General features: G+C 64.6%; 25 protein-coding genes. 9 read left to right on the top strand and 16 right to left on the bottom strand.

What is annotated here, in order from left to right; translation table 11 throughout:
• Positions 1-109 precede the first annotated feature (109 nt).
• Both R2N11_RS04275 and R2N11_RS04270 read left to right on the top strand, forming a co-directional pair.
• Complete coding sequence (locus R2N11_RS04275) at positions 110-2497, top strand: hybrid sensor histidine kinase/response regulator (protein WP_430715410.1); 2388 nt, start codon at positions 110-112, stop codon at positions 2495-2497.
• Between the two features lie 355 nt (positions 2498-2852).
• Positions 2853-3446, top strand: a complete 594-nt coding sequence (locus R2N11_RS04270; protein WP_316680265.1) for an alanyl-tRNA editing protein — start codon at positions 2853-2855, stop codon at positions 3444-3446.
• Here the strand turns inward: R2N11_RS04270 and R2N11_RS04265 are convergent.
• Genes R2N11_RS04265 through R2N11_RS04255 form a run of 3 tightly spaced genes read right to left on the bottom strand, consistent with a single transcriptional unit; the run spans position 3443 to position 7022 of the window.
• Positions 3443-4237 carry a DUF2334 domain-containing protein gene (locus tag R2N11_RS04265; protein ID WP_199028080.1) on the bottom strand — a complete coding sequence of 265 codons (795 nt, stop codon included), beginning with the start codon at positions 4235-4237 and terminating at the stop codon, positions 3443-3445. The genes R2N11_RS04270 and R2N11_RS04265 overlap by 4 nt on opposite strands.
• A 25-nt stretch (positions 4238-4262) precedes the next feature.
• Positions 4263-5474 carry a glycosyltransferase family 4 protein gene (locus R2N11_RS04260; protein ID WP_316680264.1) on the bottom strand — a complete coding sequence of 404 codons (1212 nt, stop codon included), beginning with the start codon at positions 5472-5474 and terminating at the stop codon, positions 4263-4265.
• Between the two features lie 36 nt (positions 5475-5510).
• Positions 5511-7022 carry an RNA polymerase factor sigma-54 gene (locus tag R2N11_RS04255; RefSeq protein ID WP_316680263.1) on the bottom strand — a complete coding sequence of 504 codons (1512 nt, stop codon included), beginning with the start codon at positions 7020-7022 and terminating at the stop codon, positions 5511-5513.
• A 312-nt stretch (positions 7023-7334) separates the two neighbouring features.
• On the opposite strand from R2N11_RS04255, the gene R2N11_RS04250 reads away from it, so the two are divergent.
• Entirely contained in the window at positions 7335-7652 is a 318-nt protein-coding gene (locus R2N11_RS04250; protein ID WP_199028084.1) for a hypothetical protein, read from the top strand.
• Between the two features lie 334 nt (positions 7653-7986).
• Here R2N11_RS04250 and R2N11_RS04245 read toward each other — a convergent pair whose 3' ends face one another.
• Entirely contained in the window at positions 7987-9108 is a 1122-nt protein-coding gene (locus tag R2N11_RS04245) for a sigma-54 interaction domain-containing protein (protein ID WP_316680262.1), read from the bottom strand.
• Between the two features lie 575 nt (positions 9109-9683).
• Between R2N11_RS04245 and R2N11_RS04240 the strand changes: the two genes are divergently transcribed.
• From R2N11_RS04240 to R2N11_RS04225, 4 genes are all read left to right on the top strand, one after another.
• The gene (locus R2N11_RS04240; protein WP_199028088.1) at positions 9684-11084 is read left to right on the top strand and encodes a sigma-54-dependent transcriptional regulator; all 1401 of its coding nucleotides are present in this window, start codon (positions 9684-9686) and stop codon (positions 11082-11084) included.
• 104 nt (positions 11085-11188) lie between these two features.
• On the top strand, positions 11189-11356 hold the full coding sequence (locus R2N11_RS04235) for a DUF1328 domain-containing protein (RefSeq protein ID WP_199028090.1): 168 nt from the start codon (positions 11189-11191) through the stop codon (positions 11354-11356).
• Between the two features lie 63 nt (positions 11357-11419).
• Positions 11420-11725, top strand: a complete 306-nt coding sequence (locus R2N11_RS04230) for a hypothetical protein (RefSeq protein WP_316680261.1) — start codon at positions 11420-11422, stop codon at positions 11723-11725.
• A 98-nt stretch (positions 11726-11823) separates the two neighbouring features.
• Entirely contained in the window at positions 11824-12846 is a 1023-nt protein-coding gene (locus tag R2N11_RS04225; RefSeq protein WP_316680260.1) for a YihY/virulence factor BrkB family protein, read from the top strand.
• Here R2N11_RS04225 and R2N11_RS04220 read toward each other — a convergent pair.
• Complete coding sequence (locus R2N11_RS04220) at positions 12843-13136, bottom strand: hypothetical protein (protein WP_316680259.1); 294 nt, start codon at positions 13134-13136, stop codon at positions 12843-12845. The genes R2N11_RS04225 and R2N11_RS04220 overlap by 4 nt on opposite strands.
• 127 nt (positions 13137-13263) lie before the next feature.
• Positions 13264-13491: a hypothetical protein gene (locus tag R2N11_RS04215; RefSeq protein ID WP_199028097.1), complete on the bottom strand. Its 228-nt coding sequence runs from the start codon at positions 13489-13491 to the stop codon at positions 13264-13266.
• 372 nt (positions 13492-13863) lie between these two features.
• Between R2N11_RS04215 and R2N11_RS04210 the strand changes: the two genes are divergently transcribed.
• Positions 13864-15459 (top strand): peptide chain release factor 3, encoded by a 1596-nt coding sequence (locus R2N11_RS04210; protein ID WP_316680258.1) that lies wholly within the window; start codon positions 13864-13866, stop codon positions 15457-15459.
• Between the two features lie 51 nt (positions 15460-15510).
• Here R2N11_RS04210 and mdcH read toward each other — a convergent pair whose 3' ends face one another.
• The 9 genes from mdcH to mdcA form a co-directional block, all read right to left on the bottom strand.
• Positions 15511-16437, bottom strand: a complete 927-nt coding sequence (gene mdcH / locus R2N11_RS04205) for a malonate decarboxylase subunit epsilon (protein WP_316680257.1) — start codon at positions 16435-16437, stop codon at positions 15511-15513.
• On the bottom strand, positions 16434-17069 hold the full coding sequence (locus R2N11_RS04200; RefSeq protein ID WP_316680256.1) for a malonate decarboxylase holo-ACP synthase: 636 nt from the start codon (positions 17067-17069) through the stop codon (positions 16434-16436). The genes mdcH and R2N11_RS04200 overlap by 4 nt, the downstream gene beginning before the upstream one ends.
• Positions 17066-17830: a malonate transporter subunit MadM gene (madM, locus tag R2N11_RS04195; RefSeq protein WP_316680255.1), complete on the bottom strand. Its 765-nt coding sequence runs from the start codon at positions 17828-17830 to the stop codon at positions 17066-17068. Before madM ends, R2N11_RS04200 begins: the two co-directional genes overlap by 4 nt.
• Positions 17831-17841: 11 nt before the next feature.
• Positions 17842-18249, bottom strand: a complete 408-nt coding sequence (gene madL, locus R2N11_RS04190; RefSeq protein WP_316680254.1) for a malonate transporter subunit MadL — start codon at positions 18247-18249, stop codon at positions 17842-17844.
• Positions 18250-18597: 348 nt separating this feature from the next.
• Entirely contained in the window at positions 18598-19428 is an 831-nt protein-coding gene (mdcE, locus tag R2N11_RS04185; RefSeq protein ID WP_316680253.1) for a biotin-independent malonate decarboxylase subunit gamma, read from the bottom strand.
• Positions 19425-20273: a biotin-independent malonate decarboxylase subunit beta gene (locus R2N11_RS04180; protein WP_316680252.1), complete on the bottom strand. Its 849-nt coding sequence runs from the start codon at positions 20271-20273 to the stop codon at positions 19425-19427. The genes mdcE and R2N11_RS04180 overlap by 4 nt, the downstream gene beginning before the upstream one ends.
• A gap of 9 nt (positions 20274-20282) precedes the next feature.
• The gene (locus R2N11_RS04175) at positions 20283-20582 is read right to left on the bottom strand and encodes a malonate decarboxylase subunit delta (RefSeq protein WP_316680251.1); all 300 of its coding nucleotides are present in this window, start codon (positions 20580-20582) and stop codon (positions 20283-20285) included.
• The gene (locus R2N11_RS04170) at positions 20569-21486 is read right to left on the bottom strand and encodes a triphosphoribosyl-dephospho-CoA synthase (RefSeq protein WP_316680250.1); all 918 of its coding nucleotides are present in this window, start codon (positions 21484-21486) and stop codon (positions 20569-20571) included. The genes R2N11_RS04175 and R2N11_RS04170 overlap by 14 nt, the downstream gene beginning before the upstream one ends.
• A complete protein-coding gene (mdcA, locus tag R2N11_RS04165; protein ID WP_316680249.1) occupies positions 21486-23165 on the bottom strand; it encodes a malonate decarboxylase subunit alpha in 1680 nt (559 codons plus the stop codon). Before mdcA ends, R2N11_RS04170 begins: the two co-directional genes overlap by 1 nt.
• A gap of 141 nt (positions 23166-23306) precedes the next feature.
• Between mdcA and R2N11_RS04160 the strand changes: the two genes are divergently transcribed.
• Positions 23307-24212 carry a LysR substrate-binding domain-containing protein gene (locus tag R2N11_RS04160; RefSeq protein ID WP_316680248.1) on the top strand — a complete coding sequence of 302 codons (906 nt, stop codon included), beginning with the start codon at positions 23307-23309 and terminating at the stop codon, positions 24210-24212.
• A 9-nt stretch (positions 24213-24221) separates the two neighbouring features.
• Here the strand turns inward: R2N11_RS04160 and R2N11_RS04155 are convergent, their stop codons facing one another.
• Positions 24222-24737, bottom strand: coding sequence for a P-loop nucleotide/nucleoside kinase family protein (locus R2N11_RS04155; RefSeq protein WP_199033017.1), 516 nt, complete (start codon positions 24735-24737; stop codon positions 24222-24224).
• Between the last annotated feature and the right edge of the window lie 168 nt (positions 24738-24905).

Here is a 24905-nt window from a genome sequence, read left to right as displayed (position 1 = left end):
CCCGCCAACACCGGGCACTGCTCGTTTGTGCCGGCCCGGGAACGAAAACTGCTGGCCCTAGATAGGATGATCATGTGCCGGCACACGCCCGGCGGGCCAAAGGGATGGGATGAGCGAATCAGCAGCCAATCTGCCGGCAACGCCGCACGGCACGCAGCCTGCCATGCCTGCGCCCGCCGGCCGCCGGCATCTCGATGTGTTCTGGGTTGATGATCCGCTGGCGGGGACACGGCTGCACGTGAGCGCCGCCGCCCGGAGTTGGGGGGTACAGCCTGACGCCTTGTGTGGTACCCGCGAGCACTGGCTGGCATATGTTCACCCGGATGATCACGCAGCGTTGCGCGCGGCCTGGGGTGGCCTGTCACGTGGGCAGGGCTTCACGCTTGAGTATCGCTGGATCGATGCCGATCAGCTTGAGCGCCGTGCGCGCGAGCGCGGCTATCTGATGCCGCACACCGAAGGCGCACCGGCCCACGCCGTGGGTCTGCTCGAAGACGTGACGCAGCGCCAGCAGGCGCTGACCACGCTCGTTGAATCCGAATTCCAGTTGCAATGGCTGACCGAGAGCGTGCCGTTTCCGCTGGTGCAGGTCGATACCGCGCATTGCGTGCGTTTCGCGAACCGCGCCTACGCGCAACGCTTCGGGCTGCCCATGGACGACGTTTTGGGGCGCCATCTACGTGAACTGATGGGGGACGTTGCCTATTCGCGAGTGCTCGCTCATTTGGCCGAAGGCTTTGCCGGCCGCCGTGTCGATTTCGAGATGGAGCTGGAGTATCCGCACGATATTGGGCGCCGCTTCGTGCACGCCGCCTACACACCGCAGCGCGGGCCGGACGGTAGCGTGCAGGCGCTGGTGTGCATGGTGGAAGATATTACCGAGCGCAAGGAAGTCGAGCGTGAGCGCTTTCGCCATGAGCGCGAGTTCGTCACCCTGGTCGAGAATGCACCGGACGTGATTGCACGGCTCGATCGTGAGCTGCGTTGTGTCTACGTAAACCGCGCCGTGACCGATGCCTTTGGTGTGACACCCGCCGATATGATTGGCCAGACACTCGCCGAGTCGCCATTGCCAGCCAGCGTGACCGGCCCACTCGATGAGGCAACGCGATTGGCATTCGAGACAGGCACCGAGCAAACCTTGACGCTGCACCTGGAAGCCAATGTTGAGCCCACACGCTTTGCGCACTACAACGCGCGCGTGATTCCCGAGGCCGATCGCTTGGGCGAGATGGAGGCGGCGTTGCTGATCGTCTATGACGTGACCGAGCGCACCGAGGCCGAACGCGAACGCAACGCGCTGCTGCTGCGTGAACAAGCCGCGCGCGCCCAGGCCGAAGCTGCAGCCCTGGCGCGCGATCAGTTCCTGGCAGTGGTGTCGCACGAGTTGCGCTCGCCGCTCAATGGCATTCAGAACTGGGCCTACGTGCTCGAAAACCAGATCTCGGGTGGCGCGCCATTGATGCAGCGTGCACTGGCCGGGATCAAGGCGGGTGTGGAGCAGCAGGTGCGGTTGATCGAGGATCTGCTCGACGCCACACGTGTCATGAGCGGCAAGCTGCGGCTGACGCGTGAGCCCTTCACGCTGCGCACTGCATTGGAAAGTGCGCTCAACAGCGTGCGCGCATTGGCGGCCGACCGCCGCATCACGCTGCATGCTTCCTCCACCTTGGCGGCCCACGAGATTGATGGCGATGCGGATCGCATTCAGCAGATTGTCTGGAACTTGCTGACCAACGCCATCAAGTTCACCCCGGAAGGCGGTGACGTCTGGCTGTCGGCCGATCTGGTGGGTGATGTCGCGCGTATCGTGGTGCGCGACAACGGCCGTGGCATCGCGCCGGCCTTTGTGCCGTATCTGTTTGATCCGTTTCGTCAGGCAGACGACTCGCACACGCGGCGTACCGGCGGCCTGGGGCTCGGGTTGGCGCTGGTCAAGCGGTTGACCGAATTGCATGGCGGCCGCTTGCATGCCCACAGCGATGGCGAACATCGTGGTGCGACGTTCACCGTCTATCTTCCGCTGCATGCCGGTGCCGAATTCACAACCAGACCACTGGCTGACGCCCCTGCACATGACGGACCACTGCCTTCATTGGCCGGTTTGCGCGTGTTGCTGATTGATGATCAACAGGACGCACGCGATGCGCTGGCGACGTTGCTCGCGCAGGTGGGGGCGGATGTGGGCAGTGTTGGCTCCGGCCAGGAAGCCATCCTGCAGCTCGATGCCTGGGGGCCATCGGCGCGCCCGCAAGTCATGGTGTGCGACATCGCGCTGCCGGATGAAGACGGCTACGTGATCCTGCAGAAGATCCGCTGGTGGGAACGGCAGCGCGTGTCCGCCGGCACCCCACCGATCGCGGCGATTGCCCTGACCGCATTTGCGCAGCCGGACGACCGCGTGCGCGCGCTGGCGAGTGGCTTTCATGAGCATCTGGTCAAACCGGTGTCACCGCACGATCTGGTGCGCGCGTTGCGCGTGCAGGCGCGGCTGTAGGCGACGGGCGCCAACATCGAGCAAGCGGCACGTGGCATCGAGAGCGGGCAGCTCGACACTGACCTGCACAACACACCGGGCATTGAACGCGTCGTGCGCGAGCGCAGCACAGCCAATCGCGAAGACCATGATCGGCAGGTCGCCAACCGCAGTGCCGATGAGTTGGCCGACAAGCGTGGCGACGTTAGCAAGCCCTCGCACAGCCCCGACGAACACAAACCCTGAGCCGCCTCATGCGCCAGCCTGTGTGCTACCTTTGCCGACCACCATTCATCGGACTTGTTGACGCGCCATGGCACGCAAGCTCTTCTGGGAAGACGCCTATCTGACCCAACATCGGCCGACTGTTTCCAGCGTGGACGGCGCCGAAGTCCGTTTGGAAGCAACGATATTCTTCGCGTTCTCGGGCGGACAGGAAAGCGATGCCGGCAGCATCGGCGGGTATGCCGTTGAAGAGGCGCGCAAGGACGCGCTCGACATCATCTATCGACTGCATGAGGACCATACGCTCAAGGTCGGTCAAGCGGTGGACGTGGTCATCGATTGGCCTCGACGATACAGCCTGATGCGATTGCATTTCGCCGCCGAGATGGTGCTGCAGTTGATCTATCAGCATGTCCCGGGCATCACGCGAATTGGCGCGCATATTTCTGCCGACAAGGCGCGCATCGATTTCATGCACGACACCAGTCTCGCTGGTCTGCTGCCGACGCTTTTGAGCGAGACCGAAGCGTTGGTGCTGGCTGACCTGCCGATCCAGACAGGCTACACCGACGTCGCCTTGCAGCGCCGCTACTGGAAAGTGGAAGGCTTTGCGAGCATGGCATGCGGCGGTACGCACCCGCGTACGACGGGCGAAATCGGCGTGCTGTCGCTCAAACGCAAGAACCCCGGCAAAGGGAAGGAGCGTATCGAGATCGCGCTCGCAGGATTGCAGCCAAGCCCCTAATAGGACGTCAGCGGGTGACCGGCCGGGGAGGTCTCCGGGCCGCCCATCAAGGCCTGCGCAAACACCTGCGCAAAGCCGTTCTTGGTCACTGGCATGCGGGTTTCCAGGCAGACGGCCAGCAGGTCCTGCCAGTGGCGGATGACGTCTGGATAAGCGGCATCCGCCGGATGCAGTCCCAGGCGCAGCAGCGGCGTGTTGGCATGCTGCCGCATCAGCCAGCGCAGGTAATAGCGCGACACCAGCCGGCGTGTGTTGGTCCGCACGCTGTAGGTCAGGCAGGGCGCCTTCAGCGCACGCGTCGGGTGCAGCAAGTAAAAACGCTGTAGCGTGGTCGTGTAGCGCAGCGGTAGCGCATCGAGTGCTTGCCATGTGGCTGCATTCATCAACCACGCCGGTGCGACAAAGCCATGCAGCGGCCAGCCGTTGGCGGCAAACCAGGCGGCACCGGCCTCCATGCGCGCACGCGCAGTTGCCAGCGGAATCGCCGAGAACTCGCCTTCACCTGCCGTATAGCGTGTGCGAATCAACTGGTCTACGAATCCGCCGGGGGGCTGGTCGTCCAGGTGTGCGTAGCCGTGCAGGACAAGCTCATCGCCAAGGGCCAGGCGCTCGGTCATCAGGCGGCAGAAGCGCTCGCTGTTGCGTGCGGTGGGCGCCTGATGGTAGTTGGGAATCACCAGCAGCGATTTCGGTACTGGGCAGACTTCATCCAACGCAGAAAGCAAGGCCATGCACGCCGGCCAGGTAGCAGGCGTGACATCGTGCATGGCAATGACCAAGTAGCGCGACATGGGGATGGGCTCGTCTGTTTTGGGGCTATCGCTTGTGATTGGCGCGCAGGCGCTCATGGGCCGGGCGCGACGTTTCTTTCACCCTGTCTGCCTGCTGGCCGAGCAGCGTCAGATAGCGGTGCTGCAACTGCGGCAGCACCGCGCGCCAGTCGTACTGCATGGCATGGCGGCGCGCGGCATGCGCCAGCGCCACCAGATCGCGTTGCCGTAGCGCACGCAGCGCCTGCGCGAAATCATCTGCGCGGCAATGCGGGACGGCATAGCCGACGGTCTCGTGCACCAACTCCGCCAAGCCTCCCGCCGAGCACGTCACCACAGGCACGCCGCTGGCCATGGCCTCCAGTGCGACGAGCCCGAACGTTTCCTGATCGCCCGCATGCACGAAGACATCGGCGCTGGCCATGGCCGCAGCCAACTGCTGCGCATCACCTTCATATGGCAAGGCGCGTACGTGTTTGCCGCGTGGTGGCGTCGGACCAGAACCGATGGTGATCAGCACGCTGCCATCGTCGAGCCTGTCCACCGCGTCGCACAACACGTGCAGGTTCTTTTCCGGCGCGTAGCGGCCCACATAAAGCAGCACGCGCGCGTCACGCGGCAGGCCAAGCTGTTCGCGCCAGCGCAGCGAGCGCCGCGCGGGGTGGAACAGGCGCGTGTCCACGCCAAGCGGTTGCAGTTCAATGCGTTGCACACCCAGGTCGGCCACCTTCTGGGCGATGTAGCGGCTGGGCACGAACACCGTGTCGAAGTGCGGATATAGGTTGCGTGCGTAGGCTGCTGCTGCCAGCTCGGCGGGCGGTCCGCCCAGGCGGCGGAAAAAGGCTGGCAAATCTGAATGGCAGAACGCCACCACCGGCACGTGCAGCCGCGTGCCCGCATGCAGTGCCGCCCACGCCAGCCAGTAAGGGTCACCTGCTTCAATCAGGTCCGGCGACAGCGCACACAGTGCACGCTCGGCCGGGCCGCAACGCAACGGCACACGGTAGCCTGCGGACATCGGCAGCGGTACGCCGGGCACCACGGCAACCTCGTTGGATGCATCGTCTGCCGTGCCCGGCACCACCAGCGTGTGCCGCCAGCGTGTATCCCGCAGGAAGTCGTGCTTGGCGCGCAGGTAGCGCTTGACGCCGCCGCTCTCCGCCGCCCAAAACATCGTCACATCGGCCAAGTGGAGCGACGAGGTTGCAACATCGTCAGCGCGGTCGTGGTGAGCGAGATGGTTTGGCAGCTTGCGCACGGGCGTCCTGTTGGTTCCTGTTGGTGGGCAGCGTGGTCAGACCTGGCGGCGCATCTCGGCCGGTGCAATGCGCATCAGCCCGCGGTACTTGGCCACCGTGCGGCGCGCAACGATCACACCTTGCTCAGCCAGCATCTTGGCGAGCGACACATCGGAGAGCGGCGCATCGGCGTCTTCGGCTTCGATCATTTCCTTGAGCAACGCCCGCACCGCTGCCGCTGAACATGCCCCACCTGTGTCGGTGGCGAGCTGGCGCGAGAAGAAATGCTTGAACTCGAAGAGGCCACGCGGTGTGGCCATGTACTTGTTGCCGGTGGCGCGCGAGATGGTCGACTCATGCAGGCCGAGCTCTTCGGCCACGTCACGCAGCACCAGGGGTTTCATGGCCACTTCACCGTATTCCAGAAAGTGCTTCTGGTGCGCGACGATGGCCTCGGCCACGCGCTGGATTGTGGCGAAGCGCTGCTGCGCGTTGCGGATCAGCCAGCGCGCTTCCTGCAACTGGTGCGCCAGCGGCGTGCGGTGGTGGCCGCGCGTCTGTGCAAAAAGTTCGGCATAGACCTTGTTGATGCGCGCGCATGGCGCGACCGCCGGATTTGTCACGGCCACCCACTTGCCCTTGATCTTGGTGACAAACACATCCGGCACGATGTAGCCCGCATGCGCCTGCGAGAAGCGCTGCCCCGGGCGCGGGTCCAGCCCACGGATCAATGCGCAGGCGTCGCGCAGTTCCTCTTCGGTGCAGCCGAGTGCGCGGCGCATCTGCACGAACTCGCGCTTGGCCAGACGTGGCAGATGGCTGCGCACGACATCCAGCGCGATCTCTTGAATACGTTCTTCGTCTTCGGTATCGGCCGGGCGTGCTTCGATCTGCAGGCGCAGGCATTCGGACAGATCACGCGCTGCCACGCCCGGCGGGTCCATGCTTTGTACCAGCGCCAGCGCGATCTGCATTTCCTTCTCGGTGGGCACGGGCTCTACAGGTGCCATCGGCATCAGCTCGGAGAGCAGCTGGCGCAGGTAGCCATCGTCGTCCAGGGCTTCAACCACGGTCTGCGCCAGCACGCGGTCGCGTTCCGACAGGCGGTAGCTCAGCAGTTCTTCGTGCAGGTGCTCGCGCAGGCTCGGGGTGGCGTGTACCCACTCGCCGATGTCGCTGTCTTCACCATCGCCATGGTGGTGGCCGTTGTGACTGTAATAGGTGCTGAAGTCAGCAGGAAACTCTTCCGATGCAGCGATGGCCGGATCGGTTTCGATGGCGCTGGTGGTGGTCTCCAGCGGTGCTTCATTTGCATGCGTAGTGTCAGCAGCAACGTCGTTTGGCCCGATGGCGGAGGAAACCTCACCTGTGTGCAGCATGCCGTCGGCCTGGGCCTGCTGCCCAGTCTCTTGTTCGACTTCTTCCAGGAACGGGTTGCTGGCGAGCGCTTCTTGCATTTCCTGCGCAAATTCGTTGGCAGACAACTGCAACAGTTTCACGGACTGCTGCAGTCGCGGCGTCAGCGCGAGATGCTGCTTTGCACGCATTTCGAGAGCGGCTTTGACCATTCGCCTTGCCTCCTTGGGTGAGTGGGCGCCAGTCTTGCGACCGACATGACTTTCCTCAGATGCAAAGCGTGTGCCATGTCAGTAAACGCAGACGCGACAAGGCTTTGCCGATGGCGGGCACGCCGTTTCTACATGGTCGTGTCGTTTTTATATGCACATTGTTGCCGGCACATGACAGTGTTGCCGCACACATGGGCCGTATCGTGCAATGGCAACGGGTGGCATGGCAGGTATATGTGTTGCTGCGCTGACCAGGGAGCCGGCCGCACGCCGGCTTCGCGTTCCGTCACCGCCACATGTAAGGAGAAACCGATGCAACCACGTACGCTGACTGCTGCCCTCGCGGGTGCCATCCTGGCCCTCGGCATGGCAGCCCAGGCCCAGACCAGCCCCGCATCAGCAGATGCACCTAACAATGCGTCCAAGACGGGCGCGGATGCCATGGCCGCTGACGGCAATGCCGATGGTGCCAAGCCTAAGGCTAAGCATAAGACGTCGCACCACGCGAAATCTTCGAGCAAGTCCGGCGGATCGGGCGGCGCCAGCGCAGGTGATACGGCGGGTTCAGGCAAGGCAGCGGGCGGCAATGACGCGGCGGCACCGTCGGGTGCGGCCAAGCAGGGCCAGTAAGAGCCGCTAACAAAACCCAGCGTAGCGGTCCTGGCTAGGCGCGCCGACGCAGACAGTACAAGAAGTACGGCAAGGAGGCGTAACGACGCCAGGAGGGTTTTGTTAGCGGCTCTAAATGACCCATCCAGCAAACAACCCATGAGGAGGCCCGCCATGCGAGTCCCATCCTTGACGCTACCGCAGGCGGGCCGAACGGCGTGCGCCGCGCACACAACCACGGAGCCCGTGCCGCGCCGCGCGCCGCATGAGCACCCGGGCCAGCGCACGCGCACGCATCCACGCTGACGTGCTCAGCGTGGATGCGTGCGATATGCAACGTCGAGGGCGTGCTGGATCAGGCCGCCATGCCGGCGGCAGCGGTGTTCTGGTAGAGATCGAGCCGGTTGTAGAGCGTCTTCAAACTCACGCCCAGCGTCTTGGCGGCCTGGCGCTTGTCACCATGAAAGTGCGCCAGCGTGGCCAGGATCAGCGTGCGTTGCGCATCGGCCAGCGTCACGCCCACCGACAGGCTCAGCACACCTTCCTTGACGCTCGGCTGCGCGGGGCCGCGCGGCGATGCCAGCGGGGCGGTCAGCTCGATGGTCTTCTCGCCGAGGATGTAGCCGCGCTGCACGGCGTTGCGCAACTCACGCACGTTGCCGGGCCATGCATGGTTGCGCAATACGCTGAGTGCCGCGCGCGAGAACACCTTGTCCGTCTGGTGTGCAGCATTGAACTGCGCAAGAAAGTGCAGGGCCAGCTCTTCGATGTCGTCGTCGCGATCGCGCAGCGGCGGCACGTGCAGCGGCACTACGGCCAAGCGGTACATCAGGTCTTCGCGGAACGTACCGTCGGCCACAGCCTCCATCAGGTTGCGGTTGGTGGCCGCAATGATGCGCACGCGCGTCTGGATCGGCTCGGTGCCGCCCACGCGCATGAAGACGCCGGTCTCCAGCACGCGCAGCAGCTTGACCTGCATCTCCACCGGCATCTCGGTGATCTCGTCCAGGAAGATGGTGCCGCCGCTGGCGTGCTCGAAGTAGCCGATATGGCGCTGCGCTGCGCCGGTAAAGCTGCCCTTCTCGTGGCCGAACAGTTCGGACTCGATCAGGTTGGGCGAAATGGCGCCGCAGTTGACGGCGATGAAGGCTTGGTCCGCACGGGCGCTCATGTCATGCACCGTGCTCGCGATCAATTCCTTGCCGGTGCCCGACTCACCCATGATGAGCACGGTGGCCAGCGTGTTCGACACCTTGCCGATCTGGCTGTACAGCGCGCGCATCACTGGCGAGCGGCCATAGAGGTGGCCGAAATCGGGTTCCGCGATGGTCTGTCTGACTTGGCTGACAGAGGTGTCGGCTTCTGCCGGCGTGTGATCGGTATCGTCAAACTCGGCGAGTCCGGCCAGGCCAGGGGGGCAACGTAGGCGCCCGGCAGTGATTGCACGATCGAACGCGTTGGCTTCGCTCAAGGACATGGCTCCCTCTGGTCGGTCACGACGGGGACGTCCCGGCACGGAGCCGCTTGTTCAGCGATGCTGGCTCCCGGTGGCTTGGCGCGTCGTCATCCCGTCACATTGTGTTAAAAAGTTGAGCCATTATCGGGGCCGCCCTAGCGCGTTGTATGTCAGGCATGCGCTGACGTTTCGGCCATCCTGTCGGCCAAACGCTGACAAGAAACAGGCCCGAAACGTTGGCGGGGCGCAGGTTTTACTCCCGCTTCTCCTCTTCAAGCGGCCTATCGTGTCCATTCGGGCCAGCGGGTGGCGAAGCCGTGACCTTCTCATCTATGCTGAGATCACGCCTGTTTGGTTGGGCCGACCGCTCGGAGTGACGCCTCCGAGCCTTTTCTTGCACGAGAGCGTGTAAAAGTTACCGATCTGCGCATTGGCGACAAGGGCTTCGGGACGCAACCGCAGCGCCCGTCGCCGAGCGTGCATGCGATGGAATACTTTTTGCACCTGCCGCCTGCCCGCGCATGGAAGGCCTGCAGTTGCCCCGCGCATTGACCGCCGACGGTCCAATCGAACCGCCGGCCACCAATCGAATCGAGATGCCACATATTCTGATTGTCGAAGACGATGCCAATGCTCGCGCCGCCCTGGGTGAGTTGGTGAGCGCTGAAGGATTCACCACTGCGCAGGCTGGCTCACTGCGTGATGCGCGCATTCAGATGTCGCGCCACAGCCCCGACGCCATCCTGATCGATCTGCTGCTGCCCGACGGCAATGGCATGGATCTGATGGAAGACATCGCGCCGCACTCCGGCACCGAGATCATCGTCATGACGGGCCATGCCAGTGTAGAGACCGCCGTCGAGGCGCTGCGCATGGGCGCGGCCGACTACCTCGTCAAGCCGGTCAATTTCCAGCGGCTCAAATCCGTGCTTGCGCGCATTCCGCGCCCGGGGGATCTGAAAGCCGAGATCGGCAACCTGCGCGGCGAGTTGCGCCGGCTGGGTCTGTTCGGCCAGATGCTCGGCAACTCGCCGGTCATGCAGACGCTGTATGACCAGGTGAGCCGCGTGGCACCCACCGAGGCGACGGTGCTGCTCATCGGCGAGTCGGGCACCGGCAAGGAGTTGGCCGCGCAGACGATTCACGATTTGAGCCTGCGCCGCAAGCAGCCGTTCTTGCCGGTCAACTGCGGCGCCATCTCACCCAACCTGATCGAGTCGGAAATGTTCGGCCACGAGCGCGGCAGCTTTACCGGCGCCGATCGGCAGCACAAGGGCTACTTCGAGCGCGCCAACGGCGGCACGCTGTTCCTCGATGAAATTACTGAGATGCCGATCGAGCTGCAGGTGAAACTGTTGCGTGTGCTGGAGACCGGCGTGTTCATGCGGGTGGGCACTAACCGCGAGATTGATTCCGACGTGCGCGTGATCGCCGCCACCAACCGCGATCCCGAAGAGGCCGTGGCCGACGGCAAGCTGCGGGCAGACCTGTATCACCGCCTGAACGTGTTCCCGCTGCAATTGCCCCCGCTGCGCGAGCGCGGCAAGGATGTTGAACTGCTGGCGCAGCATTTCCTGGATCAGCTCAACGCACAGAACAACACCAAGAAGGCATTTCTGCCGCCCGCGATGGACACGCTGCGCGCCTACAACTGGCCGGGCAACGTGCGCGAACTGCGCAACTATGTACAGCGCGCGTTCATCCTGTCGGACGACGCGGGCATCGACACGGCCAACGTGCCGCTGCAGGTGTCGAGCACGCAGGCCACGTCCGGCTCCACGCTGACGATTTCGGTGGGCACATCACTGGCCAGTGCCGACAAGAAGATCATCCTGGCCACGCTGGAGCAATGTGGTGGTGTGAAGAAGCGCGCCGCCGAGCTGCTCGGCATTAGCCTGAAGACGCTCTACAACCGGCTGGAGGAATACGGCAACAGCGAAGACGGTGACGACAGCGCCGGCCCGGCGTCGGGCCGACCGCACGCCACCGAGGCATAGGCGGCGCGTATCGACGATTTTGCGGGCGTGGTACGCCGCTTGCTGGCCATGGGGAGTCTCTGCCGCATCCGCGGCAAACCTACCCCACCGCACAGGAGATTGCCATGCTGCGTTACGCCGTCATCTTTTTCATCATCGCGCTGATCTCGGCCGCCCTTGGGTTTGGCGGCATTGCTGCCAGCGCAGCCGGCATTGCCAAGATCCTGTTCATGATCTTCGTGGTGCTGTTCGTGGTGAGTCTGCTTTGGGGCCTCGTCGCCGGGCGCAGGTGAGGGCGCAGCCAACCTCGTGCGCGTACCGATCCACACGCGATGCAATCTCAGGAGCGCAGACCCATGGAACCGTCCCAGACCCATCCGTTTCCCAAATCCGATGGCAGCGGCAACCTGATCCGCGAAGACGTGGCGCAGGCTGCCGAGCGCGTGAAGGCGACCACCGCAAAGGCCATTGACCGCACCGCTGGCGCGGCTGCTGATGTACTCGATGAAGCCGCCGCCCGTCGCGAGCAGTGGCGTGCATCACGGCAGCGCTTTGCAAGCGATGCGGTGGCCTGCATGCGTAAGCATCCGCTGGCGACGATCGCGCTGGCCTTCGGTACGGGTTTTTTCCTGAGCCGGCTGCTGGGCGGCGGTGACGACTGAGCGACTGAGCCAGCGCCCCTGCTTGCGCGTATGCTGCGGGCTGACTACGCTCGAAGGCGGCGCGGGTTTGCGCGTGCCGCCCTCCTCAAGGACCCTTCATGCGCCTGGCCGCTTTCTTGATCGACCGCGACGTGCTCAAGCGCTCCACCCACGTGCTGATGGGTGCGGCGCGGCAGTGGTCTGTGCATCGCGCCGCCAGCAAGGGCGCGGCGCTGTCGTTCTACACGCTGTTCTCGATGGCGCCGGTGCTGGTGCTGGTCATCTCGATTGCCGGGCTGTTCTTTGGCGAACAGGCTGCGCGCGGCGAGATCTTCGGGCAGATCAAAGGCCTGGTGGGCGACCAAGGTGCGGCGGCGGTGGAGACGGTGCTGGCCGCCACCAAGCGCTCCGGCCACGGCCTGTTTGCCGCTGTGATGGCCGTTGCGCTGCTGGTGATTGGCGCCACCAGCGCCTTCTCCGAGCTCAAGAGCAGCCTGGATGAACTGTGGGAGGTGCCGCCGCGCCAACAGTCCGGCTTATGGGGGCTGCTGCGCGCGCGCCTGTTGTCGTTCAGCCTGATCCTGGTGCTGGCTTTTCTGCTGCTGGTGTCGCTCATCGTCAATGCGGCGCTGGCGGTGGTTCAGCGTTTCTGGGGGGAGATCTGGGCAGGCGCAGGCTTCTTCGCACCGGTGGCGGAGGCGCTGTCTGCCGTCTTTGCGTTTGCGGTGGTGTCGCTATTATTCGGCACCATCTTCAAGATGCTGCCTGAGACGCGCGTGGCCTGGCGCGACGTGGCCCTGGGCGCGGTGGTGACGGCCCTGCTGTTCACACTCGGCAAGCGTTTCATCGGGTTGTACCTCGGTAGCAGTGCCGTGGCGTCGTCGTACGGTGCGGCCGGGTCTGTGGTGGCGCTGATGTTGTGGATCTATTATTCGGCGCAGATTTTCTTCTTTGGCGCACTGGTGACGCGCCAGTACGCGCTGCTGTTCGGCAGCCGCCAGGAAGAGGCTGCCAGGGCGGCGGAGGCCATCACCGGTTCTGCCGCACGGGCAGCGCTGCTCAATTCGGCGCTGGCACCCGGCGCGGCTCCTACGGTCCATGCGGCCCCTACGGCCAATGGCGCGCGCGACAGCGGGGGCTAGTCCCGCGTCAACTGTTCCAGCAGCACACCCGCCACAAACGCCAGGCCAATGGTCAGCACCGGATGCTGGTGCATGGAACTGCTGGCCTGTTCTGACGCGTTTGCGTGCAATGTCTTCAACTGCTCGGCCCGCCGGTCGAATTGTGTGAGCGCGTTGGAGACGACGCCTGCCAGCCGGTCAATGCCTTCGGCTGTGGCGTCTTTCACACGCTGCGCGGTATGGTCGATCTGCGGATGCAGGGTGGTGATGGTGGCGCCGTTGGCGGGCGGTTTGGGGTTGAGCTCGGTCATGAAGGGGCTCCTGCAGTGCAATGGTCAATACCGCCAAGCAACTGCCATGCCCCCAACGCCATCCGGCCCAAAGCAAAAGGGCCACGACTTGTGGCCCTTGATACGGGTGAAGCAAAAAACTGCGCAACTAGCCGACCGTCACCACGGTCTTGCGCACGGCCAGGATTTCCGCTTGCAGCGCGAGCGCTGCGAGTACCCGCAGGCTGTCTTGCGGCAAAGCCTTGATCCGCTTGCGGCGATTGGCGGCACGCTGCTGACGCGCCGCACGCAGGCTTTCTGCGTCGAGTTGCCACGCACGGCGGGTGGTCTCGAGAATGCGCTGCACTGCGGGATCGACAGGGGTTCGACTACGCACGATTGGACTCCTTACTTCTTAACTTCTTTCAATGTCGCGAAGCACCACACCGTGTGGGTTTCGCGACGGACTCCACAATACGGGAGCTTCATGACAACTTCGATAACACCGTCTCCGAAAGGGTTGTCGGAGCATTCCGACAACGTATTGGTCTCCACCATCCGGCGGACGGTTCCTACGGAGTTTCCCTCGCTTGTGCATCGGGTCAGTTGATCCTAAGCAAGGTCGCCGATCGCGTACAATATCGGCTGCCCCGGATTGACAACGCCGCTCGGGCAGTCCATCGGCCGTCAGGATGACCCCCGCCGGCCGGCGCACACACCCTGTGTGCATTCATCCGCATTTTTCACCCCTCCCTTTCGGTTTTTGCCCGTGAGTACGCTGCAGCAGGAGATCCGGCGCCGCCGGACGTTCGCCATCATTGCCCACCCGGACGCGGGTAAAACCACGTTGACGGAAAAACTGCTGTGGTTCGGCGGCGCCATTCAGATGGCTGGCGCTGTGCGCGCGCGCAAGGCCAACCGCCACGCCACCTCCGACTGGATGGAGATGGAAAAGCAGCGCGGCATCTCGGTCACGTCGTCGGTGATGCAGTTCCCGTATCAGAACGACGGCGGTGACTACATCGTCAACCTGCTCGACACCCCGGGCCACGAAGACTTCTCGGAAGACACCTACCGCACGCTCACCGCAGTCGACTCCGCCGTGATGGTGATCGACTCCGTGAACGGCGTGGAAGCGCAGACCATCAAGCTGCTCAATGTCTGCCGCCTGCGCAGCACGCCCATCCTTACGTTCATCAACAAGCTCGACCGTGAAGGCCGCGCGCCCATCGAATTGCTCGATGAGATCGAAAGCGTGCTGCAGATCCAGTGCGCGCCGATGACGTGGCCGATCGGCATGGGCAAGTCGTTCAAGGGCGTGTATCACCTGGTGAACGACACGGTGCAGCTGTTCGACCCGAACGCCGACAGCGAGAAGGGTGCGACTGCGGGCCTGATCCAAGGGCTCGATAACCCCGAACTGGACCGCGTGCTCGGCTCGCAGGCGGAAGAACTGCGCATCGACATCGAACTCGTGCGCGGTGCTTCGCACACATTCGACAAAGAGGCCTTCCTGGCCGGCAAGCAATGCCCGGTGTATTTCGGCTCGGCGGTGAACAACTTCGGCGTGCAGTCGCTGCTCGACGCGCTGGTCGGCCAATCGCCGGAGCCGTTGGCGCGCCCGACCGAAACACGGGAAGTCAAGCCGATGGAAGAGAAGTTCACCGGCTTCGTCTTCAAGATTCAGGCCAACATGGACCCGAAGCACCGTGACCGCATCGCCTTCGTGCGTGTGTGCTCGGGCCGTTTCGAGCGCGGCATGAAGCTGTTGCAAGTGTCGACCGGCAAGACGGTGGCCATCAACAACGCCATCACCTTCATGGCGCAGGACCGCAATACGACGGAAGAGGCGTTTGCCGGCGACATCATCGGCGTGCCCAACCACGGCACGATTCGCCTGGGCGACGCGTTTACCGAAGGCGAGGCACTGAAGTTCACGGGCATCCCATCGTTTGCGCCGGAATTCTTCCGCCGTGCGCGGCTGAACAATCCGCTGCGGCTCAAGCAGCTGCAGAAGGGGTTGCAGCAGCTGGCCGAAGAAGGCGCCACGCAGATGTTCCGCCCGATTGCATCAAACGATCTGGTGCTGGGCGCGGTCGGTATCCTGCAGTTCGACGTGGTGGCGCACCGCCTGGAGCACGAATACGGCGTCGACGCGATTTTCGAACCGCACGAATGCGCCACCGCCCGCTGGCTCAGGGGCAAGCCGGAAGACATCGACAAGCTGATCGACAAGGCTGGCCACAACGTGGCCCTGGATGGCGCGGGTGACTACGTCTACCTGGCGCCGAGCAACGTGAACCTGCGGTTGACGCAGGAGCGGTTTCCGGACATTCAGTTCCTGGAGACGCGGGAAATCGTTTAAGACGAGTAGCAAGAAGAAACGGGGCCGAGTGCCCCGTTTTTTCTTTGTGCGCTATCGGCTGTTCGCGCGCTGTATCCGTACCCGCACGACATCGAGCCCGCCGCTCGTATCAAAGACGGCATCGTCCGCAAAGACGGGCTGCGCAAGGCGCTTCAGCGCGCTGTTGCCTGCAATCTCCACCGCCAGCCGCGCGCCACGCTCGAACGCATGCCGCATCGTGTCATGCCAGAGCACGGGCCGCGCCATGTTCCAGGCCAGATCCTCGACGATGAGATTGGCGCGGAAGAGCGCGCGTGCACGGCTGCTGCTGATGTAAGTGCGTTGCGGCGCGTGCGGTGTCACCTTTGCAGCGGCAGCAGACAATTCAGCAGCTTGCGCATCGAGCAACGGGCAGTGCGACGGTACCGCCATGCACAACCGCGCCACCGTCGATGCACCTGCTGTTTGCGCACGTGTCATGACCTGCGCGAGCGCGGCATCGTTGCCCGCCACGACAATCTGCCGCTCCGCATTCAGGTTGGCCACATAGGCGGGCGTTGCCGCTGAGTGGACTTGCGCAACGATGGCACCCACCTGCGGCTCGGCCAGGCCGACGATGGCCGCCATCCCGTAGCCGCTCGGATACGCGTCTTCCATGAGTTGCCCGCGCAGGCGGACCAGCCGCAGTGCGTCGCTGAAATCCAGCACGCCTGCCACGACCGCGCCGGGCCACGCGCCGATCGACAGGCCCGCCACCATATCCGGCGCGGCGTTCTGTCGAACCAGCGTACGTGCCACGGCCACACCAGCAATCAGCAGGCATAGCTGGACGGCCACGGTCGACTGCAATGCCTCTGCGGTATCGAGTGTGAGCGGATCAACGCCCAGCACGTCGCCCGCCTCGGCCAGCGCTTGCGCGACGGCGGGGTCCTCAGGCAACGCGCGCAGCATGCCCACGCGCTGACTGCCCTGGCCGGGGAACATGAAGAGGACGCTCATGCGACATCGCTCCATGGGTCTGCGACGAGGCGGGGGCCGTGGTCAGTCTTGAGCAGCGTCTTGTGAGGCGAGGCAAGCCAGTCGCGTAGGGCGAAGCCGCCGTGGCCGGTGTCGATCTGCAAGTCCACGCGGCATTCGGTATCGCTCAGCAGACCGACGAGGTGATCGCGCTGCGCACTGGATGGCGCGTGCGGCATGCGCATGACGAGGTCGAGATCACTGTCCGCATGCAGCACCGGCAAGCCGCTGGCGAGCGTAAAGCCCGTACCGCCGGTCGGACCCCATGCCCAACCGAGTGCACTGAGTTCGGGTGCCAACGCATGCAAGGTACGGAGTGCTGCAAATGGCGCATCGTTAGCGATGGTGGCGGTTGTGGACGCCAGGGCTTCGGGCGTGATGATGCGTGTGATGGTCCTGAGGGCCACGGTGGCCGCGCAACGCTCGCTCCGCGCGCTGCCGCGTAGGCCCACCGGGATCACACCATCAGGGCCGCGCGGTGCCCGGCGCACGACAACGGGCGCCCCCTGCCGGCATGCCGCAAGTGCCCAGTCCGGCAAGGGTGTGCCGTCTGCTGTTGCCGGCATCTCGGACACCCACAGCAAATCGTGCGCGCGCAGCGGCGTGGGTGTCATCGCAGCAGCGCTTGCGTGGCCAGGAACAGGACCGACGGCCCGAGCAGGCAACCAAGACCCGTATGGAACGTCGCCACCAGCGAGCCGTAGGGCACCAGGCGCCGGTCCGTGGCGGCAAGCCCGGCCGACACACCGCTGACCGTACCCGCCAACCCGCCGAACACCATGGCCGCACGCGGGTTGTTCAGGCCCAGGGCCTTGGCCGCTAAGGGCGTGCCGACCATCACCAGGATCGCCTTGACGAGCCCCGTGGCAATCGACAGCGCCATCACGTCGGAGCTGGCACCCAGCGCCGCGCCCGTCACCGGCCCGACGATGTACGTGACCGCTCCCGCGCCGATGGTGGTGACGCTCACTGCATCGGTATAGCCGAAGGCGTAGGCAACGCAGGCCCCGACGATGAACGGCAGCACCGTCCCCAGCAGCAGTGAAACAGCGCCGATCAGGCCGGCCTTGCGCGCCTCGGTCACCTGCACCTCGAAGGCGGTAGCGACGATGGCGAAGTCGCGCAGCATGGCGCCACCCATCAGGCCGATGCCGCCGAACAGCTTCAGGTCAGCCAGGCCGCGTTCGCCGCCGGTCTGTATGCCGCCCCAGTAGGCCAGCACCAGCCCGATCATGATGGCGATGGCAGAGCCGTGTACGCGCCCAAACGTCAACTTCTTCGATAGCCACATCGACAGGCCCATGACGATGCCGACCAGCGCAAAGGCCGCTACCAGCCCGTTGTGCTGAAGAACCTTCTCTAGCATTGACAACATGGTAGGTCTCCTTAGGCGCGGGCCTGTTCGGATTCAGGCAGCGGCGGCAGCGGTTGCCGGTTTTCCGCCTTGCCGGTGCGGTTGATGAGCGCGATACACACGCCGCATACCGCCACCGCGCCGATTGCGCCCAGCAGCGCCACGGGGCCGCCGCGCAGCGCCGTCACCACGTTCTGCGTGGAGGCCATCGCTACCACCACGGGGATGTACATCGCGCCCCAGAAGGAGACGCCGGCTTCCGTGGCGGCTGGCATCAATCCGCGCTTGTGGAGGTAGAGGCGCGCGAAGATCAGCAGCAACATGGCGATGCCTACGCCGCCGACGTTGGCCTTGACGCCGATGGCCTGGCCGAGCAAGTCGCCCAGGAAGAGGCCGGCGATGTGACAGAGCGCCAGCAGGGTCGTACCGTAGATGATCACGTTTTGTCTCCTTTGGGAACGGCGATGGGTCGCCTGTTGTTGGGTTGTTGTGATCGAGGTTGGAAGACTATTTTTTTGCTGGTGGTGCATCTTGTGTTTCGTCCCCTGCCGGGGCCGACTCACTTTCTTTGTCTTGCCAAAGAAAGTAAGCAAAGAAAGGCGCGCCCGAGATGGCGACCCCTCCCTTGAATTTCTGTCGCAGGGAGGGAAGGGAGGCAAACTCGCTTCGCTCAGACAAGCCTCCCTTCTTTTTCCTCCCTGCAACAGAAATTCAAGGCGCCATCTAGGGCAGGGTACGGCCACACCGTCTGGGCGCATGGGTTAGCGGCCAGGTCATTTCTCCATGCGCTACGCGCTTTCCACTTGTGCGTTCCATTGCGCGCGTAGGCGCTCGCGTACTTCGGACGATGCCTTGCGCAGCGGCGCGCCTAACCGGCTCTCCAGGCCGCGCGAGGGGTCTGCCGCAATGTCGGACAGCGCGGCTGCCAGTGCGCTTTGCACGGTGTCGATGTCGGAGGCGTCGGGCGTGTCGGCAGACTTGACCTTCAACAACCGCCACAGAAGTCCGAGGGATGCAAAGCTTGCGATGTCGTAGGCCATGGGCGGGATCTCTTGCGCTAGGCGTTCCAGATCGGCCACGGAGCGCAGCGTCACGCGTGCGGCGGCGGCCTTGCCCATGGCGTGGACCATCACTTCGGCATCATCGAGTGCGAGCAGGCGATTGGCCTGGTAGCCGTGCGCAAGTAGCGCGCCCGACATGGCACGGCCGACGATCAGGCCGATCACCGGGTGTCCGGCAAGTCGTGCGGCAGCGTAGGCATCGGCTGCCGCTGCCAATGCGAGGTGGATGCCATACGCCTCTTCGCGGCGCCCGTAGGCCTGGCTTGCTACGTCGATGATGGCGACGATGGCGCGCTTCTTCTCTTGCCCGGCGTCTTCTGCCATGACATCGCGCACGGCGCGGGCGAGTTGCCAGCCTTCGACCAGGCCGACTTCGCCGTTGCGGGCACGCGGGAAGCGGTGTTGAGCATCGGGTACGACGGCGATGTAGCGCGCGGGCTGGTTTGCCAGTGTGGCATCAATGACTTGCAGCGTGCTGCCGTAGCCCGCAGCCGGCGTGCCGCCGGTGAGTGCGCGCATCCAGGTTGCGCCGCGCGTAGAGAGTTCGGTCTGGCTCATGCTTGATCCTTGGCGGCGTAGCGCGTGCGTACATCTTCGGCCGTGGCCTGGCGCGAGGTGTCGACGGCGGCGAGTTGTTCGAGGTAGTGGTCGACCTGCTCGCTGCGCTGGTGTTTGGGCGCCCCCGCCTGCAGCCATGCAATGACTTGCGCGCGAATCGAGACAGAATCGTCTTCGATGCACACATCGGCCAGGCCGGTGGCAGCGCGTTGTTCGCCGCCGGTCAGGCTCCAGATGAAGGGGCGGTCGCGAGAGTCGTATTCCTCGATGCCGGCTTCCTGCTCGATCACCTGCGGGCCATTGAGGCCGAGGCGTGCCTCGCGCGTCATCAGCAGGTAGCTGCACAGCCCGGCGGCGATGCTCATGCCACCAAAGCAGCCGACCACGCCTGCGGTGATGCCGATCACCGGGCCGTACACGCGCAATGCGCGGATGGCTGCGTGAATCTCGGCAATGGCGGCGAGGCCAAGGTTGGCTTCCTGCAGGCGCACACCGCCGGTTTCGAAGACGATCACGGCGCGCGTGGGGATGCCGTTGCGGTTGTCTTCGGCCGCCAGTTCCAGTGCACCCGCGATCTTGGCGCCGGACACCTCGCCCATGCTGCCGCCCTGGAAGGCGCCTTCAATGGCGAGCACCACGGCGGGTTGGCCGCCCAGCGTGCCGCGTGCGACGACCACGCCATCGTCGGCCTGCGTGACGATGCCCTGCCGCGGTAGCCAGGGGGAGGTCAACTGCTCGAACGGATCGAGCAATTCACGGAAGGTGCCGGGGTCGAGCAGGGCAATGGCGCGACGGCGGGCATCGCGTTCGATAAAGCTGTCGCGTTCAATCGGGTTGCGTGACATGGCCTCTCCTTACGCTTGGGCAAGCGCTTCAAGCGCCTGCTCGAGCCGCAACCGCACCACGGCTGGTGTCGCGCCGAAGTCGTTGATGGTGATCTTGGCCGCCGGCCACGCATGCGAGCCGAACACGCGCGCAAGCTGCGCCTGCCACGTCGCTCCCATACCGTTGACGGAGGTAGTGATGGCCACGTCGATCTGGCCGGTGTTGCCAGGGGTGAGCAGCACCTCCAGGTCGCCCGAGCCGACCACGCCGGCATACGCACGTCGGCTGGCAGGTGCGCCGCCGGTGAATTGAAAATCAAGACGCTCCATGTTCGGTTTCCTGATGAGCGGATTCGAGATCAGACGCTGCATGCGCGCTTGCGGGCAGGCGGTCGAGGAACAGCGTGGCGGCCAACAGGTCGGCTGCACCACCGGGTGACACGTGCAGCGCCAGCATGTCTTGTTCGAGCAGGCGGAAGGCGCGGCGGCCTTGCGGCGTTGCGAGCCCGCCTTCAGCGCGTACCGTTGCGGCGCCGGTTTGCACGACACGCAATGCTTCCGCGCCACCGCGTGCGAGCACGCAGGTGTCGTCCAGCGTGGCCATGACGGCGAGCAGCGCGTCTACGCGTGCGTGGTCTTCACGGATGCCTGCGGCGCGCGCCTGGCGCAATGCGGGCAGCGCCACCTTGATCACGTGCGGAAAGCCGGCACAGGCCTGGCCCTTGGCGCCGCCAACGCCGTAGTCGTTGCACGCGCGCTCGCCCTTGTGGCCAGTCGAGAAGGGCGCAAAGCGGTCGGGGATGTTGACCAGGCGTGCTGCGCGATTCGCAACGGCGGCGGCATCCAACGCATGCGGTGCCTGCGCGGCAGCTGTTACCAACAGGCCGAGCGCCCAGATGGCACCACGGTGTGTGTTGATGCCGCCGGTGGCATCGAGCATGGCCGCTTCGCCTTCACGGCCCAGGCGGCCGATGCGTTCGCGTAGCGCTAGCGGCGCGTTGATCTGTGCGCCAGCCAGTGCCATCGCTTCAAACGCCGGGCGCAGGGTTTGGGCCGAATGCACCATCAGCGTCCAGTCGAGATCGTGATGCGCGCCATTGCCACGCACATCCACCAGGCCGGGTTTGGGCGACAGCGTCACCTCGTCGATGAGCGCGGATTCCACCAGTGCGGCCAACCGTCTGGCACGCGCTTTCGGGCTGGCCGGCAAGGGTCGATGCAAGGTCTTCTCCATTACCAGCTCCGGAAGCGTGCAGGCGGGTCGTACAGGCCGCCGGACCATTCCACCAAGTCGGCGATGCTCTTGGCGGCGAGCAGTTCGCGGCTGGCATCGCTGCGGCGCACGTCGAGGTCTTCGGGCAGGGCGATCAGACCGTCGCGGCGCATCTGCTCGGTCTTGGCCGGGTCATGTCGCAGGCCGATGGACGTGACGCCCGCCACGGCGGCAATCATCGCGCGCCGCTCCTCCAGCGAGCGCGCCTTGTAGAGGTAGGCAATGCCGTCTTCGGTCAGCAGGTGGGTGACGTCGTCGCCGTAGATCATGACGGGCGCGAGCGGCATGCCGCTTTGCTTGGCGACGGCCACCGCATCCAGCGTGTCGACAAAGGTCGGCTTGCCACCTTCCTGGAACGTTTCGACCATCTGCACGACGAGCTTCTTGCCACGCTCCAGCATCGTCACTGGCTCGGTCATGTCGAGCCACGCGGGTGTGGCGTGACGACGGCCGCGCGGGTCGTGGCCCATGTTGGGCGCGCCGCCAAAGCCAGCCAAGCGACCGCGCGTGACGGTGGACGAATGCCCATCGCCATCCACCTGCAACGTCGCTCCGATGAAGAGGTCCACCGCGTACTGGCCGGCCAACTGGCACAGCATGCGGTTCGAACGCAGCGAACCATCGTGCCCGGTGAAGAACACGTCCGGGCGCGCGGCCACGTAGCGTTCCATGCCCAGCTCGGTGCCGAAGCAATGCACGCTTTCCACCCAGCCCGATTCAATGGCGGGGATTAGCGTCGGGTGCGGGTTGAGCGTCCAGTTGCGGCAGATCTTGCCCTTGAGGCCCAGGCGCTCGCCGTACGTCGGCAGGATCAGTTCGATGGCAGCGGTGTTGAAGCCGATGCCGTGGTTGAGCGACTGCACGTTGTGCCGCTGGTAGATGCCGCGAATGGCCATCATCGCCATCAGCACGTGCACCGGCTTGATGAGGCGCGGGTCGCGCGTGAACAGCGGCTCGATATAGAACGGCTTGTCGGCCTGCACGATGAAGTCGACCCACGAGCCAGGAATATCCACGCGCGGCAGGTCGGCCGGGTCATCCACGATCTCGTTGACCTGCGCGATGACGATGCCATCCGAGAACGCGGCCGGCTCGACCAGCGCGGGCGTGTCTTCGGTGCTCGGGCCGGTGTAGATGTTGCCCTGGCGGTCGGCCTTGAAACCGGCCACCAGCGACACGTTGGGGATCAGGTCCACCACCAGCCGCGCATACAGCTCGATGTAGGTGTGGATGGCGCCCACTTCCAGCAGCCCGTCGGCCAGCAACTGGCTGATGCGCAGGCTTTGCGGCCCGGCAAACGAGAAGTCGAGCTTGTGCGCGATGCCGGCTTCGAAGATATCCAGATGCTCGGCACGGCTCACACTTGGCATGATCATGTGCAGATCGTGCAGGCGCTCGGGGTTCACCTTGGCCAGCGAGCGCGAGAGGAAATCGGCCTGCTTCTGGTTATTGCCCTCCAGCACAACGCGGTCGCCTGGGGCGAGCAGCGCTTCGAGCGCGGCGACGATATCGCCGGTGGGGATGACCTTGCCGTTGGCGATTCGGCGGGCCGCAGCCAGGCGGCGCTCTTTCTCGTCACGCCGCTTGCGCCACTGGGGCGGAATGGCGGCGTTGGCGGGATTGTTGGACATCGCTTGCATGAGTGGACAGCTCCAACCGTGGACTCGATGGGCTGTACCGTATGCCGGAAGGCCATGCACTTCAATCAACCTACCCACAGTTTCGTTAACTTGAAGTTAATGAAACAATGGCGGAATCCGATTGAACGGGCGGGCACCCACATGGCCATCGACGAAGAGATCACGTTGAAGAAACTGGAGGTGTTCCAGTCCTTCATGACGCTGGGCAACATGGCGCGCGTGTCGGAGGCGCTCGGGCAGAGCACGGTGAGCGTGCACCGCGCGCTGCATTCATTGGAAGAGGGGTTGCGCTGTCCGCTCTTCAAGCGCGACGGGCGCAAGCTGATTCCACTGTCCACCGCCTACGTGTTTGCCGAGCATGTGGAGCACATCCTGGCCGAATGCGAAGCCGGCGTGCGCCGCACGCGCGAGGCGGCAGGGTTTTCATCCACCACGCTGAAGATCGGCGGGCTTTACTCAATGACGGTGGGCACCTTGCCGCGCATCTTCGCCGGGTTGAAGACGCGCCGTTCGGCACTCGACATTGAACTCACGCTGGGCTCCAACCGCAGCCTGCTGGCCAAGCTGGAAGACGGCCAGCTTGATGCCATCGTCATCGCGTTGGGCGAGCCACTGCGCAATCCCGATCTACTGACGGTGCCGATGTTTGACGACGAGATCCTCTTCGCGGCGCCGCTGAACTCGCCGTATGCCGCGTCGGCGGAGATCGACCTGCAAACCGTGCGCAGTGAAAAGTTCGTGGCGCTGGGCGATGACTTTGCGACGTACCACGACTTCATGGCCGCCTTCGACAAGGCCGGCTTTGCACCGCAGATTGCGCTGCGCGTGGGCGACATCTTCTCGCTCATGAACCTGGTGAGCGGCGGCATCGGCTACGCACTACTGCCGCGCCGCGTGGCGGATTTCAGCCCGAAGGTGCAACTGATTCCGCTGGCGGCACGCTATGCGATCAGTCAGCACATTGTGCTGGTGATGCAGCGCAATCGGGAGCGCGATCCGAATCTGTTGGCGTTGTCGGCGGAGTGTCGGTTGTTGGGCGCCAGATGAACCAGATGATCATGGGTGCCGCACCACGTGAAAGCCTTCCTCTGCCGTGGGTGCAACGAAGTAACGCGTGATCTCTTCGAACTCGGCATCGGTTGGCGCGAACGGGTGCGTACCGGCTGCATTGCGATCGTGCAGGCGCTGCTTGCAGACCGCGTCGGGTACGTCCAGGTAGTGCAGTTGGTGTGCGACGCCTGCACGCTCGAAGACTTCGCGCATCCACGCCCGGCTGGCGGGTGTGTTGGCGGGAAAGTCCAGCACAACGGAAATGCCTGCGCCAAGCAGTGCACAGAGGTGGTCGGTCAACGCGGCACGCAGGCGGCGCGCGCTGCGGGCGTAGTCGGTCACGCTCGTGATCTCGCCCGGATAGAGGTGTGCGAGCCAGGTGTCTTCACTCAGCAGCACCGTTGCGGGCGCGTCGGCCAGCCGTTGCGTTAACGTCGATTTTCCGGCGCCGATCTTGCCGCACACCAGATGCAGCGTGGCCTGGGTGGATGCGGCGGCGGGCGGTTGCGATTGCAGCGACATGAGAAGCTCCTGATAGGGGAGGGTTCAGGAGGCGGGCACAAAAAACCCGCCTCGGGGGGCGGGTTCGTTTGCTACCGGCTGACGCGCGCTAACCCACCATTCTTGGAGTGGTGCGAATAATCGACGCGAGGCAGGTGGTGTGACGAAGCATGGGGGCAAGCTTGGTGG

Origin of the sequence: Ralstonia flaminis, from assembly GCF_958415495.1 — a bacterium.
GTDB lineage: Bacteria > Pseudomonadota > Gammaproteobacteria > Burkholderiales > Burkholderiaceae > Ralstonia > Ralstonia flaminis.
This window is presented reverse-complemented; position numbering and strand designations above follow the sequence as displayed.

Excerpts from the sequence above, each read along its gene's own strand:
- R2N11_RS04200 (WP_316680256.1), bottom strand. The coding sequence starts at position 17,069 with ATGACACCCACGCCGCTGCGCGCGCACGATTTGCTGTGGGTGTCCGAG.
- R2N11_RS04235 (WP_199028090.1), top strand. The coding sequence starts at position 11,189 with ATGCTGCGTTACGCCGTCATCTTTTTCATCATCGCGCTGATCTCGGCC.
- R2N11_RS04160 (WP_316680248.1), top strand. The coding sequence starts at position 23,307 with ATGGCCATCGACGAAGAGATCACGTTGAAGAAACTGGAGGTGTTCCAG.
- R2N11_RS04180 (WP_316680252.1), bottom strand. The coding sequence starts at position 20,273 with ATGTCACGCAACCCGATTGAACGCGACAGCTTTATCGAACGCGATGCC.
- R2N11_RS04225 (WP_316680260.1), top strand. The coding sequence starts at position 11,824 with ATGCGCCTGGCCGCTTTCTTGATCGACCGCGACGTGCTCAAGCGCTCC.
- R2N11_RS04250 (WP_199028084.1), top strand. The coding sequence starts at position 7,335 with ATGCAACCACGTACGCTGACTGCTGCCCTCGCGGGTGCCATCCTGGCC.
- mdcH (WP_316680257.1), bottom strand. The coding sequence starts at position 16,437 with ATGAGCGTCCTCTTCATGTTCCCCGGCCAGGGCAGTCAGCGCGTGGGC.
- R2N11_RS04275 (WP_430715410.1), top strand. The coding sequence starts at position 110 with ATGAGCGAATCAGCAGCCAATCTGCCGGCAACGCCGCACGGCACGCAG.
- R2N11_RS04175 (WP_316680251.1), bottom strand. The coding sequence starts at position 20,582 with ATGGAGCGTCTTGATTTTCAATTCACCGGCGGCGCACCTGCCAGCCGA.
- R2N11_RS04170 (WP_316680250.1), bottom strand. The coding sequence starts at position 21,486 with ATGGAGAAGACCTTGCATCGACCCTTGCCGGCCAGCCCGAAAGCGCGT.
- mdcA (WP_316680249.1), bottom strand. The coding sequence starts at position 23,165 with ATGCAAGCGATGTCCAACAATCCCGCCAACGCCGCCATTCCGCCCCAG.
- mdcE (WP_316680253.1), bottom strand. The coding sequence starts at position 19,428 with ATGAGCCAGACCGAACTCTCTACGCGCGGCGCAACCTGGATGCGCGCA.
- R2N11_RS04245 (WP_316680262.1), bottom strand. The coding sequence starts at position 9,108 with ATGTCCTTGAGCGAAGCCAACGCGTTCGATCGTGCAATCACTGCCGGG.
- R2N11_RS04265 (WP_199028080.1), bottom strand. The coding sequence starts at position 4,237 with ATGTCGCGCTACTTGGTCATTGCCATGCACGATGTCACGCCTGCTACC.
- R2N11_RS04155 (WP_199033017.1), bottom strand. The coding sequence starts at position 24,737 with ATGTCGCTGCAATCGCAACCGCCCGCCGCCGCATCCACCCAGGCCACG.
- madM (WP_316680255.1), bottom strand. The coding sequence starts at position 17,830 with ATGTTGTCAATGCTAGAGAAGGTTCTTCAGCACAACGGGCTGGTAGCG.
- R2N11_RS04220 (WP_316680259.1), bottom strand. The coding sequence starts at position 13,136 with ATGACCGAGCTCAACCCCAAACCGCCCGCCAACGGCGCCACCATCACC.
- R2N11_RS04255 (WP_316680263.1), bottom strand. The coding sequence starts at position 7,022 with ATGGTCAAAGCCGCTCTCGAAATGCGTGCAAAGCAGCATCTCGCGCTG.
- R2N11_RS04230 (WP_316680261.1), top strand. The coding sequence starts at position 11,420 with ATGGAACCGTCCCAGACCCATCCGTTTCCCAAATCCGATGGCAGCGGC.
- R2N11_RS04240 (WP_199028088.1), top strand. The coding sequence starts at position 9,684 with ATGCCACATATTCTGATTGTCGAAGACGATGCCAATGCTCGCGCCGCC.